This window comes from Pseudomonas sp. GW456-L12 (assembly GCF_059424045.1).
Genome location: NZ_JBWKZA010000044.1, coordinates 1 through 12,526, shown reverse-complemented (window position 1 = coordinate 12,526; position 12,526 = coordinate 1). Strand labels below are relative to the sequence as shown.

The following is a 12,526-nucleotide window of genomic DNA, read 5'->3' as shown; positions in this document are numbered from 1 at the left end:
GCAGCACCTGACGGAAAAGGCCTACAGAGTGGCTCGGGAAAGGACCGCATCGCTTGTGGGTTTTCTCTGCGGCGGATGACGAAATCGGCACAGTGGTGAACCCCGCCCATCCTGTAGCCGCTGCCGAGGTACGAGGCTGCGATCGGGTTGGGCGGCATTCCGACGAAGCGGCCGCCAGCCTTGCGTCCTTGGTCTCTCTGACAAACCGAATTGCCGGGTTTACGACTGCTGCGCAGCCGATCGCAGCCTCGTACCTCGGCAGCGGCTACGGTGTGTGGTGCGGCTGCGGTGCAGGGGATTTCAGGCGGGTCGAAGGAGGGTAGTGCGCAGGCGCAATGGACGGAAAAGGTCGCTGGGCGATTGGGTAAATGTGCCGATTTCGTCTTGCTTGAGCGGGAAAAACCTCAAGCTGCGAGGCGGTGAAAGGCGGAATCTGTTTTTCGTTTCCAACGCCTGTCGGCCCGGCCGACTCAACCCACAAGGACAAGACCATGAGCCGTAAAGCCATCCATTGGAGCGGTGTATTCCCTGCCGTCAGCACCCAGTTCAAACCCGACTTTTCCCTGGACCTGGACGCCACCCACAGCGTCATGCACAACCTGGTGGCCGACGGTGTGTCGGGCCTGGTGGTGTGCGGCACCGTGGGAGAAAACACCTCGCTGAGCACCGCGGAAAAACTCTCGGTGATCGAGGTCGCCAAGGACGCCGCCGGCGGCCGCGTACCGGTGATCGCCGGGATCGCCGAGTTCACCACCGAGTTCGCCCGCAACACCGTGCGCGAAGCGGCCAAGGTCGGGGTCGACGGGGTGATGGTCATGCCGGCCCTGGTGTATTCGGCCAAGTCCCATGAAACCGCCGCGCACTTTCGCGCCATTGCCACCGGCACCGACCTGCCAGTGATGGTCTACAACAACCCGCCGATCTACAAAAACGACGTTACCCCGGACGTGTTGATCGCCCTGCAGGACTGCGAAAACATCGTCTGCTTCAAGGACTCCTCCGGCGACACCCGGCGCTTCATCGACCTGCGCAATGCCGTGGGCGACCGCTTCGTGCTGTTCGCCGGCCTGGATGACGTGGTGGTGGAAAGCATCGCCGTCGGCGCCGAAGGCTGGGTCTCCGGGATGTCCAACGCCTTCCCGAAAGAGGGCGAAACCCTGTTCCGCCTGGCCAGGGAAAAACGCTTCGAGGAAGCCCTGGCGCTGTACCGCTGGTTCATGCCGCTGCTGCACCTGGATGCGCGTCCGGACCTGGTGCAGTGCATCAAGCTCTGCGAGGAACTGGTCGGTCGCGGCTCCTCGATCACCCGCCCACCGCGCCTGGCCCTGCAGGGCGAGACCCTGGCCGAGGTCAAGGCGATAGTCGCCAAGGCCCTGGCCGAGCGTCCGCAGTTGCCGGACGTCGGTTTGTAAGCCAGCCGACAGGCCGCCCCACGCAGTGGCTCGCGGGGCGGCCTGGTCCACGAGAAGAACCATCAGGCACTCGCGCAGTGCCGTGTTTCACCACGTCGGTATCCCATCCACGGGAGGCCGGCGCGACATTCGATCTGCCTACTCCAATAACTCAATAAGAAGGCGCGCCTATGTCAGGCCAAGGCAAATTCAAGAAACAGCTCTCTCTGGTTGACCTCACCTTCATCGGCCTGGGGGCGATCTTCGGTTCCGGCTGGTTGTTCGCCGCCAGCCATGTCTCGGCCATCGCCGGGCCGGCGGGGATCTTCTCCTGGCTGCTCGGCGGTTTCGCCGTCCTGCTGCTGGGCATCGTCTATTGCGAACTGGGCGCGGCCCTGCCGCGAGCGGGCGGGGTGGTGCGTTATCCGGTGTTCTCCCATGGGCCGCTGCTGGGCTACCTGATGGGCTTCATCACGTTGATCGCGTTTTCCAGCCTGGTGGCCATTGAAGTGGTGGCGGCGCGGCAATACGCAGCGGCCTGGTTTCCGGGGCTGACCCATGCCGGCAACAGCAACCCGACCCTGCTCGGCTGGCTGGTGCAGTTCGCCCTGTTGTGCCTGTTCTTCTGGCTCAACTACTCCAGCGTCAAGACCTTCGCCAAGTCCAACAACCTCATCAGCCTGTTCAAGTTCGTCGTGCCGCTGCTGGTCATCGGCGTGCTGTTCACCTTCTTCAAAGCGGAGAATTTCCACGTCCAGGGCTTTGCTCCCTTCGGGCTGTCCGGCATCGAAATGGCGGTCTCCGCCGGCGGCATCATCTTCGCCTACCTGGGCCTGACGCCGATCATTTCGGTGGCCAGCGAAGTGCGCAATCCACAGCGCACCATTCCCATCGCGCTGATCCTTTCGGTCCTGCTCTCGACCCTGATCTACGGCCTGCTGCAACTGGCGTTCCTCGGCAGCATTCCCACCGACATGCTGGCCAACGGCTGGAGCAGCATCAGCAAGCAATTCTCCCTGCCGTACCGCGACATCGCCCTGACCCTGGGCGTCGGCTGGCTGGCCTACCTGGTGGTGGCCGACGCGGTGATTTCCCCCAGCGGCTGCGGCAACATCTACATGAACGCCACGCCACGGGTGGTGTACGGCTGGGCGAAGACCGGGACCTTCTTCAAGATCTTCACTCGCATCGACGAGCAGTCCGGCATCCCGCGCCCGGCGCTGTGGCTGACCTTCGGCCTGTCGGTGTTCTGGACCTTGCCGTTCCCGTCCTGGGAAGCGCTGATCAATGTGGTGTCGGCGGCCCTGGTGCTGAGTTACGCGATTGCCCCGATCAGCGTGGCGGCGCTGCGCAAGAGTGCGCCGGACCTGCCGCGGCCGTTCCGGGTCAGTGGCTTCGGCCTGTTGGGGCCGGTGTCCTTCGTCATCGCCGCGCTGATCGTCTACTGGTCCGGCTGGAGCACGGTGTCTTGGCTGCTGGGCCTGCAGATCCTGATGTTCGTCATCTACCTGGGCTGCAGGCGCCTGGTGCCCACCGACCACCTGAGCCTGACCGAACAGGTGCGCTCGTCCCTGTGGCTGATCGCCTTTTACGCCCTGACCATGGTCATTTCCTACCTGGGCAGCTTCGGCGGGATCGGTGTGCTCACTCACCCCTACGACACCCTGGTCGTCACCCTCATGGCCCTGTGCATTTACTACTGGGGCGCCAACACCGGGGTGCCAGGCAGCAAGCTGCTGTTGGAAGGGGCAGACGAATGAGCACGGACCAGGCATCCATTCAGCTCACGCCATTTATTCAGAGAGGTAACCCATGCCTGTAACAGGACAACTGCTGATCGGCCAATCCCGCGTGCGGGGTGGCCACGGCGAAGTGCATGCGCTGGCTGCCGCCACCGGCGAGACCCTGGCGCCGGGTTTTGGTGGCGCCGGCCCGAACGACCTGGAGCGCGCCTGCGCCCTGGCCGAGGCGGCATTCGACCGCTACCGGGAAACCAGCCTGGAACAACGGGCGGCGTTCCTGGAGAGCATCGCCGGCAACATCCTCGCCCTCGGTGATGAGCCGATCGAGCGCTGCATGAGCGAGACCGGCTTGCCCCGTGCCCGCCTGGAAGGCGAGCGCGGGCGCACCGTAGGCCAGCTGCGTTTGTTCGCGGCGGTGGTGCGCGACGGCGCCTTTCTGGAGGCACGCATCGACCCGGCCCAGCCGGAGCGCCAACCCTTGCCCAAGGTGGATCTGCGCCTGCGCCAGATCGCCATCGGGCCGGTGGCGGTGTTCGGCGCCTCGAACTTTCCCCTGGCGTTTTCCGTGGCCGGCGGCGACACCGCCTCGGCACTGGCCGCCGGTTGCCCGGTGGTGGTCAAGGCGCATTCGGCGCACCCCGGAACCTCGGAGCTGGTAGGCCAGGCAATCCAGCAGGCGGTGCACAGCCACGGCTTGCCGGAAGGGGTGTTCTCCCTGCTGTTCGATGCCGGCCGCGGCATTGGCCAGGGGCTGGTGGCGGACAGTCGGATCAAGGCCGTGGGCTTTACCGGTTCGCGCAACGGCGGCGTGGCGTTGATGAAGATCGCCGCGGCCCGCGAGGAGCCGATTCCGGTCTATGCCGAGATGAGTTCGATCAACCCGGTGCTGCTGTTGGCCAACGCGCTGGCGGAGCGCGGCGAAGCCATCGCCCAGGCCTTTGTCGGCTCCCTGATCCTGGGCGCCGGGCAGTTCTGCACCAACCCGGGTTTGCTCCTCGCGGTCGACAGCCCGGCGTTGCGCGCATTCGAAGCCGCGGCGGCAGCCGCGCTCAAGCTGGCGCCGGCGCAGACCATGTTGACGCCAGGTATTCATGGCAGCTACTGCCAGGGCGTCGAGCGGCTGCTGCGGCATGCCGAGGTGGAGCCCTTGGGGCAGGGCGCCGATGGCCAGCGCTATCAGGCCCGTGCCGCGCTGTTCGCCACGTCGGCCGAGGCCTTTATGGCCAGCGTTGCGCTGCGCGAGGAGGTCTTCGGTCCGGCCTCGTTGATCGTGCGTTGCAGCGATGCCGCGCAGATGAAAGCGCTGCTGGCGAGCCTGGAAGGTCAGCTGACCATCGCCCTGCACCTGAGTGACGACGACCATCCGCAAGCCCGGGAACTGTTGCCGTTGCTGGAGCGAAAGGCCGGCCGCCTGCTGGTCAACGGTTTTGGCACCGGTGTCGAAGTTGGCCATGCCATGGTCCATGGCGGGCCGTTCCCCGCCACCTCGGATACGCGCACCACCTCGGTGGGCAGCCTGGCGATCCAGCGTTTCCTGCGCCCGGTGTCGTACCAGGACTTGCCGCCAGCACTGCTGCCGCAGGCTTTGCGCAACGACAACCCCTGGCAGGTTCCACAGCGTCTCAACGGCGAGCGCCCGTTGTAGCCGCTGCCGCAGGCCTGCAGCGTTCTCACCCTCAACCCCATAGGGCCGGGTTTTATGGCCCCCACGGTTTTTATCGGAGCACAAGCCCCATGTCCGATCTCGTCACTCTTTCCCTCGCCGAAGTCCATGACCTGTCCCTCAAGGTGCTGATCCGCCACGGCCTGTCCAATGCCCATGCCCGGGCCATTGCCGAGGTCATCACCCAGGGACAGCGAGACGAGTGCCATTCCCACGGGGTGTACCGCCTGCTGGGGTGTGTGCGCTCCGTGCGCGAGGGCAAGGTCGACCCGCTGGCTGAGCCGAGCCTGCGGCCTATTTCCGCGGGCGTACTGGAGGTGGATGCGCACTACGGTTATTCCCTGCTGGCGTTCCAGACCGGCTTGCCATTGCTGGCGGAAAAGGCCCGCAGCCAGGGGCTGGCGGCCATGGCAATCAAACGATGCTTCCACTTCTCCGCTCTGTGGCCGGAGGTCGAGGCCATCGCCGCCGAGGGGCTGGTGGGCATCGCCATGAACCCCAGCCACAGCTGGGTGGCGCCGGCCGGCGGCAGCAAACCGGTGTTTGGCACCAACCCCCTGGCGTTCGCCTGGCCACGGCCGGCGGGCCAGCCGTTCGTGTTCGACTTCGCCACCAGCGCCATCGCCCGCGGCGATATCGAACTGCACGCGCGCCAAGGCAAGGCCATCCCCGAACACTGGGCCATCGACGCCCAGGGCCAACCGACCACAGATGCCAGGGCGGCCCTGCAAGGCGCCATGCAAACCTTCGGCGGGCACAAGGGTTCAGCCCTGGCGGCGATGATCGAACTGCTGGCCGGCGCCCTGATCGGCGACCTCACCAGCGCCGAGTCCATGGCCTTCGACGCTGGCGTCGGCGCCGCGCCCTGCCATGGCGAACTGATCCTGGCGTTCGATCCGCAGGTGTTTCTGGGGCAGGACTACGAGAAGGGTCTGGAACGCGCCGAAGGACTGTTCGCAGCCATCACGGGGCAGGGCGCGCGGCTGCCGTCGCAGCGGCGTTTCGAAGCCAGGACCCGCAGCGCGCAACACGGCGTAAAGATCCCCCGCGCGCTGTTCAACGATATCCAGGCGCTGTTGGCGCAGTAACCGCGATCTGTAGGAGCGAAGCTTGCTCGCGATAGCGTCGGTGGCCTCCAAGAAGAGGTAACTGGTTGGGCGCAGTGGCGCCTGTGACGACTTTATCGCGAGCAAGCTTCGCTCCTACAGGTGTCTGCGTGTCAGGGGGAAGTCCTGCTACGGATATCCGGCGATTCCGACACCGTCCTGCTATTTTCACTGCGGTGTCCTTACCCTCGTCGAATACGGATATCCAGTTGATGAACCTCCACTTCGAAACCCCCAACCTGTTGCTGCGCCCGCGTACCCTCGAACACTTCGAGGCGTGCATCGCCATGGACCTCGATCCGCAAGTCACCCGTTACCTTCCCGGCCCCTGGGACGGTGGCGAGGAGCACCGCGATTTCGTGCGTTCGCGTATGGAGCGCGATTTTGGTGAGCACTGTGGTTATTGGGCGATCTTTGCCAAGTCCGCGCCGGAGGAGTTTCTCGGCTGGGTGTCGTTCATTCCCTACGAGGCTGTCGGCCCGGAACTGGAAATGGGCTGGCGCCTGGTGCGCCGGGCGTGGGGCAGGGGTGTTGCGTCCGAGGCGGCGGGGCGCATCGTCGAGCACGCTTTTCTCGGGGCAGGAATCGAGCGCATCGTCGCCGATGCCCATGCCTTGAACGAGGCCTCGCTGGGGGTGGCGCGCAAGCTGGGTTTTCGTTTTGTGCGCGATGGCGAGTTCGAGGGACTGCCGAGCAAGTTTTTCGAGATGACCCGGGCGGATTTCGAGGCCCGAGGACGTTGATCTGCCGCCGCTGACTGGCCGTTTGTCGCCACCTTGCTGCCGCTATCTGCCTGCTGCTATCAGGTTCAGCTAGCAGACAGTTTCGAGCTGTTAAAACACGTCTTACGCCTGGCAGGAGCCGGGTGGTTGCAGGGGGCGTTGTCAGCAGTTCAAGCGTCGGCGTCAAGCGCCGGGGAGGCAGCATGTTGTTACGTTACACGGCTCTGGTGGCGGTGGTCGTAGTGGCCTCCGGGTGTGTGCAGGAACGGGTGGTGCATGAGCGGCGGGTGGTCGAACGCGCGGCGCCGGTGGAATACGCCGAGGTGGTTGCACCGCAGCCACCGCCGGTGCGGGTCATCGAAGTCGAGCCCATGCATCGCCCGGGTTATGTCTGGTCCCGGGCTTACTGGCACTGGGATGGCCGGCAGTATGTGGCGGTCCATGGTCACTGGGAGCCGTTGCGTCCCGGGTACCATTATGTGCACCCGTTCTGGGAGCGTCGCGGCGATGGCTGGCACCTGCATGCGGGTGGCTGGGCCAGTTGAGCGAAGGCGAACCGGCACACAGGCAAACCTATGAAAACGACCCGAACGGGTCGTTTTTTTTTTTGCGCTCGCAGAATGCTGCATGCCTTGGCGTCAAGAGCGCCACGAACCTTCGGGCAGTTCGACTTCTCGTTGCGCCTGTGCCAGGGCCGCGCGCAGCCCCGGTTTATCCAGAGGGATGCAGTAGGCCGGTTTGGCCCGTTCGAAACGCCAGCTGTCCGCCAGGCCGCCGCCATCGACCGTGTCGAAACCCAGCTCGTCGAGCAATTGCACGGCCTGCGCCTTGGCCTGCGGATCGTCGCCGGCAATCGGCAGGGCGCGGCGATCAGGGGCGCCACTGGGGCGGGCGTCGGTCAGCAGGTCCTGGGCGAGGATGGCATTGAACACCTTCACCACCCTGGCGCCTTCGAGGTGCTCGGCGAGCAATTGGCTGGTGGTGGTTTCGAAGCGGTCCAGGGCCTCGATATGACCGTCGCGGGACGGGTAATAGTTATTGGCGTCCAGCACCGTCTTGCCGGCCAGCAGGGCCGCGGGGAGGCTACGGTAATGGGCCAGCGGGATGGCCACCAGCACCAGCTCGCCGAACTGTACGGCGTCTTCGACGCTGCCGATGCGGCTGCCGCGAATGCCGCTGGCCACGCTGCTCATGGTCTGCGGGCCGCGGGAGTTGCTGAGCATCGCCTCATGCCCCGCCGCCAGGGCCAGTTGCGCCACGGCGCGCCCGATAAAACCTGCTCCGATAATGCCGATACGCATGTCCATGCTCCGTTGAAAGGGTCGAGCGGCTATGATGATTCGCCACCAGATGGCGATAAATAAGCGCCTGGTACTTGGTCTCATTACTGGGAGTGTTGAATGATGGATCGTCTGACCAGCATGGAGGCCTTTGTCGCGGCCGCCGAAAGCGGTTCCTACGCTCGTGCGGCGACCCGCCTGGGACTGTCGCCGCAGATGGTCGCCAAGCATGTGGCGGCGCTGGAGCAGCGGCTGGGCGCGCGCCTGCTCAACCGCACCACGCGCCGGCAGAGCCTGACCGAGCTGGGCAGTGCCTACCTCGAGCGCTGCAAGCACATCCTCGGCGAAGCCCGGGCCGCCGATTCCCTGGCGCAGATCATGAACGCCACGCCCCGGGGCAAGTTGCGCATCAGTGCGCCGGTGACCTTCGGCTCCTACAGCCTCATGCCGTTCGTGACGGCGTTTCTGCGCGAGCATCCGCAGGTGGAAATCGACCTGCATCTCACCGATCGCTACATCGACCTGGTGGAGGAGGGCTACGAGGCGGCCTTTCGTATCGGCCCGCTGGCCGATTCCAGCCTGACCGCCAGGCCGCTGGCGCCCTATCGCCTGATCGCCTGCGCGGCACCTGCCTACCTCGCCGCCCGGGGCACGCCACGGCTGCCGGCCGATCTCGAACAGCATGAATGCCTGGGGTACGCCTACTGGTCGCGGCCGGCGGACAACCAATGGCAGTTCCGCCGCGACGGCCAGGTACATGAGGTTCAGGTGCGCAGCCGCTTGCAGGTCAACGAGAGCAAGGCCTTGCTGTCGGCGGCCGTGGATGGCTTCGGTATCGTCCTGGGGCCGGCGGATTTTCTCGAACCGGCGCGGGCCGCGGGGGAATTGGTGCAGTTGCTACCCGGCTATGAGGCGCCGAGTCGCGCGATGCATCTGCTGTACCGGCCGGACCGGCAGATGACCGCCAAGCTGCGGCACTTCGTCGATGCGGCGATCGCTCGTTTCGGCGCCTGAGAGCAACGTCGTCAACCGTCGAAGCGCTCTAGCTCGAAGGTCTTGAGAACCAAGCTTTTTTGTAACCAATACCGTTCGTCCGACGGATGGGTTTGGCAAGCGCCTGCCCGTCAGTCATTCTGGTGGTCGGGATGTCCTAATGCCACTATCGCTTTCATCCCCGTCGCGCCCCCTCCAGCCTCCCTGCGAATAGGTTGTTTATTGTGATGATCGCGTTGTCCCGGCCCGAGGTCGTGTATGCCCGATAAGGCGATTGCCGAGGAGCGGCGCCTGGCCGCCCTGCATGCCCTGGAGTTGCTGGACACCGCCAGTTGCGAGAATTTCGACCGGATCTGCCGCATGGCGGCCGAGTACTTCAAGGTGCCTACCGCCTTGATCAGCCTGGTGGACCGTGATCGTCAGTGGTTCAAGTCGCGGGTGGGTTTCGATGAGCCGCAGACCCCCATCAGCCAGTCGTTCTGCGCCTTCACGGTGCAAGGCCGCGAAGTGCTGGAGGTGCGCAACGCGGCGCTCGATCCGCGTTTCCAGGACAACCCGCTGGTGACCCGCGACCAGGGCATCCGCTTTTACGCCGGGGCGCCGCTGTTGACCGCGTCCGGTTATGCCATCGGCAGCCTGTGCATCATCGACAAGGTCGAGCAGCAGTTGAGCATCGTCGAACGCCAGCAGTTGCGGGACATGGCGGCGATGGTCATGGAGCAGGTCGAGCAGCGCCAGCGCCAGCGTCGTCGCGACCCGGTCAGCGGCCTGGCCAATCGCGAGCAGTTCCAGAGCGACCTGCGTGACCTGGTCGAGCACCACATCGGCGAACAGCGCGTGCTGGTGCTGATCGATGCCCTGGACATGAAGGTGGCCCACGAACTGACCCTGGCCCTGGGGCTGGCGCCTTTCGAGACCATCATCCGTTTTCTTGCGCTGCGTTTGCAGGAGTACCTGGGGCGGCATGTGCGGGTCTATCACGTGTCGGTCAAGCGCTTCGGCTTCCTGCTGCCGGCGCCGGCCGAGGAGCTCGATAGACTGCTCGATGCGCTGGTCAGTCGCCTGCGTCGCCAGCCGCCCGGGCTGGGGTTTCCCATGATTCCCACGGTCTGTGCCGGAACCGTGGAGTTCGAGATCGATACCCAGTCGGTGGACGATGCCTTGCGCAAGGCCATGTTCGCCCTGGAGCTGGCCATGGCCGGGCGCAGTTTCTGGGCGCATTACGATGCCGCGCGCGATCACGCCCAGCGCCGCGCGTTCAACCTGGCCTCGGACCTCAACGACGCCTTGCGCAGTGGCCAGATCTACCTGATGTTCCAGCCACGCTTCGCCCTGCCCGACGGAGCCCAGGTCAGTGCCGAAGCCTTGCTGCGCTGGGAACATCCGTGGCTGGGGCCGATCTCGCCCGCCGAGTTCATTCCGGTGATGGAGCGCAACGGCCTGATTCATCAGGTGACCCGCTGGGTCATCGATACGGTGTTGAGCAAGTTGCGCACCTGGGGCCTGCCCGAGAGCAGCAAGCTGTCGATCAATCTGTCGCCCAAGGATTTCGAGGACCAGGATATCGCCGAGCTGATCCGCCGCGCCTGTGAGCTGCATGGCATCGACCCACGGCGGCTCGAAGTGGAGATCACCGAGGGCGAGTGGCTGCGTTCCAACCCGAATGTCCTGGCGCAATTGACGCGCATTCGCGAGCTGGGCATGGACGTGGCCATCGATGATTTCGGCACGGGCTACAGCAACTTTGCCTACCTGCACCAGATCCCGGCCAACGTGGTGAAACTCGACAAATCGATGATCACCGACCTTGAGCGCAACACCCAGCACCAGAAGATCACCCGCTCGATCATCAGCCTGGCCCGCGAGCTGGGTTATCGCACCGTGGCCGAGGGCATCGAGAGTTTCAAATGTTTGCAGATGCTCTACACGTTCGGTTGCGATGAAGCCCAGGGTTATTTCCTCGCCAGGCCGATGCTGCAGGAACGCTTCCTGGCCTGGAGCGGGGCGAACCGGTTCCCGTTGCAGCTTTGCGTCTAGGGCAGGCCTGCTGCTCGCCGGCGAGGCTGTGCCTTAGCGGGCCTGGCCGAGGGTCTTGGCCATGGCTTCGCCCGCCAGGGCATGGACTTTGCGGGTCGGGTGCCATTCATCCCAATAGAAATATTCGTCTGGATGGGCGCACGCCGGCTTCACCTCGGGATAGGTCGGCTGGCACGGTCGGTCGAGCTGGGCCAGGCCATGCTCGGCAGGTCGGCGGCGCAGCTGATCGCTGAAGGCGATGTGGTCGAAGTAGGTGATTTTTACATTGAGCTTTTTGCTCTCGGCCACCAGCAGCGACGGCAGTTGCCGTTCAAGTATCCGTTGATAGCGCAGCGCCTGTTCGCTCTGCCCGCTGGCCACCACCGCCGGGGCATGGCGCAGGTCGGTGCTGCCGACCACCAGGAAATGCCTGGCGCCGGCCTTGGCCAAGCGACTGACGGCATTCTGGATATGGTCGATGCTGCTGGCGGCCAGTTCGTCGATCGGTTCCTTGTGGTCGAAGTCGGCATGTTCGAAAAAGTCGTTGGCGCTGATGAAGATGAAGTACAGCGCGCCAGGGTCGGCCTGGCCTTTGGCGTTGGCCAGGTAGTCGTCGATCTGCCCGCTCACTCCTGTGTCGCGGTACGCGGTCATCCAGGCGTAGTAATTGTTCTGCCCGCTTTTCGCGCCGCCAACGGCGTGGTCGGTGAGGGGTAACCGCAGGCTTTTTGCAAGCACTTCCACGGCGGTCGGGCCGTTGCTCCAGCGGCCTTGCCAATACAGCTCGCCGGGCAGTTGCTGGGCGTCCTTGAACTGCTGGGCGAGCATGTCCCGGGTCAAACGGTCGCTGGCGCCGTTATCGGAATAGCTGTCGCCGAAGGCGTAGAGATGATCGAACGACGGGCCGGCCAGGCAGTTGCCGGCGGCCAACGAAAGTGCGAGCAAGGGAGCGAGCAGGATCTGGCGCATGGGCGGTCTCTACGGTGAAAGGCGAAGGCTCATCGTAGAAGTTTCGAGCGTTGCCGATGCGTCGGATGCGACCTGGGCTTAGCCGTACTCGTCCGCGCGTGCCTGTGGGCGACCTGTACGACTAAAGTTTCATCGCGGCGAACGGGCGAGCAGGGCCTCGACCTTTTGCCGGAACGCCTCCAGCGCGGCCTGTTCCTCGGCGCTGTATTGCCTGGCGCTTTCATCCAGCGCGCAGACGGTGCCGAACACCTCGCCATCGGCATCGCGCACCGGGTAACCCAGGTAGTTGCTCAGGCCGAATTCGACCTCGTCCTCGTTGCCTGCCCACTCGGCTTCCAGGCGCGAATCCTTGACGTACAGCGGCTGGCCGCTGTCCACCACGCGCTCGCAATACAGCGCCTGGCCGTTGTGCGCGAGGCTGCTTTTCTGGCCCTGGGCACCAATCGGATAAGTGTCCTCATGCCGCCCGCCCGAGGCTTCGACCTGCATGTGCTGGGGCAGCGAACGCATGATCAGGATCGAGCTGACGCCCAGTTGCCTGGCCAGGGCGTCGATATCGGCCTGCAGCGAGTCGAACAACGGAGAAGACTTGGCCACCTGGGCCTCCTGTCTGTTTAACCTGGGGAGGGCCGACTATAACGGGG

Annotated in this window: 11 protein-coding genes; 8 read left to right on the top strand and 3 right to left on the bottom strand. The window is 64.8% G+C overall.

The genetic code is table 11. The features are described 5' to 3' along the window. The first annotated feature begins 491 nt into the window (after positions 1-491). The 6 genes from AC07Y9_RS30025 to AC07Y9_RS30000 all read left to right on the top strand — a co-directional run bounded on the left by AC07Y9_RS30025 (position 492) and on the right by AC07Y9_RS30000 (position 7,169). Complete coding sequence (locus tag AC07Y9_RS30025; RefSeq protein WP_102681273.1) at positions 492-1,412, top strand: dihydrodipicolinate synthase family protein; 921 nt, start codon at positions 492-494, stop codon at positions 1,410-1,412. A gap of 170 nt (positions 1,413-1,582) precedes the next feature. Then, positions 1,583-3,151, top strand: coding sequence for an APC family permease (locus AC07Y9_RS30020; protein ID WP_007922737.1), 1,569 nt, complete (start codon positions 1,583-1,585; stop codon positions 3,149-3,151). A 52-nt stretch (positions 3,152-3,203) separates the two neighbouring features. Further along, complete coding sequence (locus tag AC07Y9_RS30015; protein WP_102681274.1) at positions 3,204-4,778, top strand: aldehyde dehydrogenase (NADP(+)); 1,575 nt, start codon at positions 3,204-3,206, stop codon at positions 4,776-4,778. 89 nt (positions 4,779-4,867) lie between these two features. Then, positions 4,868-5,884, top strand: a complete 1,017-nt coding sequence (locus AC07Y9_RS30010; RefSeq protein WP_102681275.1) for an Ldh family oxidoreductase — start codon at positions 4,868-4,870, stop codon at positions 5,882-5,884. Positions 5,885-6,114: 230 nt separating this feature from the next. Further along, a complete protein-coding gene (locus AC07Y9_RS30005; RefSeq protein ID WP_102681276.1) occupies positions 6,115-6,645 on the top strand; it encodes a GNAT family N-acetyltransferase in 531 nt (176 codons plus the stop codon). 182 nt (positions 6,646-6,827) lie between these two features. Beyond that, on the top strand, positions 6,828-7,169 hold the full coding sequence (locus AC07Y9_RS30000; protein WP_087089123.1) for a YXWGXW repeat-containing protein: 342 nt from the start codon (positions 6,828-6,830) through the stop codon (positions 7,167-7,169). Positions 7,170-7,262: 93 nt separating this feature from the next. Here AC07Y9_RS30000 and AC07Y9_RS29995 read toward each other — a convergent pair whose 3' ends face one another. Next, a complete protein-coding gene (locus AC07Y9_RS29995; RefSeq protein WP_102681277.1) occupies positions 7,263-7,925 on the bottom strand; it encodes an NADPH-dependent F420 reductase in 663 nt (220 codons plus the stop codon). A gap of 102 nt (positions 7,926-8,027) precedes the next feature. On the opposite strand from AC07Y9_RS29995, the gene AC07Y9_RS29990 reads away from it, so the two are divergent. Both AC07Y9_RS29990 and AC07Y9_RS29985 read left to right on the top strand, forming a co-directional pair. Beyond that, positions 8,028-8,918: a LysR family transcriptional regulator gene (locus AC07Y9_RS29990; RefSeq protein ID WP_102681281.1), complete on the top strand. Its 891-nt coding sequence runs from the start codon at positions 8,028-8,030 to the stop codon at positions 8,916-8,918. A 237-nt stretch (positions 8,919-9,155) separates the two neighbouring features. After that, positions 9,156-10,934: a sensor domain-containing phosphodiesterase gene (locus tag AC07Y9_RS29985; RefSeq protein WP_102681278.1), complete on the top strand. Its 1,779-nt coding sequence runs from the start codon at positions 9,156-9,158 to the stop codon at positions 10,932-10,934. Positions 10,935-10,967: 33 nt separating this feature from the next. Here AC07Y9_RS29985 and AC07Y9_RS29980 read toward each other — a convergent pair whose 3' ends face one another. Together AC07Y9_RS29980 and AC07Y9_RS29975 are read right to left on the bottom strand one after the other, a co-directional pair. Beyond that, positions 10,968-11,882: an SGNH/GDSL hydrolase family protein gene (locus AC07Y9_RS29980; RefSeq protein WP_102681279.1), complete on the bottom strand. Its 915-nt coding sequence runs from the start codon at positions 11,880-11,882 to the stop codon at positions 10,968-10,970. Positions 11,883-12,011: 129 nt separating this feature from the next. Continuing rightward, the gene (locus AC07Y9_RS29975; RefSeq protein ID WP_007929417.1) at positions 12,012-12,479 is read right to left on the bottom strand and encodes a GAF domain-containing protein; all 468 of its coding nucleotides are present in this window, start codon (positions 12,477-12,479) and stop codon (positions 12,012-12,014) included. Between the last annotated feature and the right edge of the window lie 47 nt (positions 12,480-12,526).

Excerpts from the sequence above, each read along its gene's own strand:
- AC07Y9_RS30025 (WP_102681273.1), top strand. The coding sequence starts at position 492 with ATGAGCCGTAAAGCCATCCATTGGAGCGGTGTATTCCCTGCCGTCAGC.
- AC07Y9_RS30020 (WP_007922737.1), top strand. The coding sequence starts at position 1,583 with ATGTCAGGCCAAGGCAAATTCAAGAAACAGCTCTCTCTGGTTGACCTC.
- AC07Y9_RS30015 (WP_102681274.1), top strand. The coding sequence starts at position 3,204 with ATGCCTGTAACAGGACAACTGCTGATCGGCCAATCCCGCGTGCGGGGT.
- AC07Y9_RS30010 (WP_102681275.1), top strand. The coding sequence starts at position 4,868 with ATGTCCGATCTCGTCACTCTTTCCCTCGCCGAAGTCCATGACCTGTCC.
- AC07Y9_RS30005 (WP_102681276.1), top strand. The coding sequence starts at position 6,115 with ATGAACCTCCACTTCGAAACCCCCAACCTGTTGCTGCGCCCGCGTACC.
- AC07Y9_RS30000 (WP_087089123.1), top strand. The coding sequence starts at position 6,828 with ATGTTGTTACGTTACACGGCTCTGGTGGCGGTGGTCGTAGTGGCCTCC.
- AC07Y9_RS29995 (WP_102681277.1), bottom strand. The coding sequence starts at position 7,925 with ATGCGTATCGGCATTATCGGAGCAGGTTTTATCGGGCGCGCCGTGGCG.
- AC07Y9_RS29990 (WP_102681281.1), top strand. The coding sequence starts at position 8,028 with ATGGATCGTCTGACCAGCATGGAGGCCTTTGTCGCGGCCGCCGAAAGC.
- AC07Y9_RS29985 (WP_102681278.1), top strand. The coding sequence starts at position 9,156 with ATGCCCGATAAGGCGATTGCCGAGGAGCGGCGCCTGGCCGCCCTGCAT.
- AC07Y9_RS29980 (WP_102681279.1), bottom strand. The coding sequence starts at position 11,882 with ATGCGCCAGATCCTGCTCGCTCCCTTGCTCGCACTTTCGTTGGCCGCC.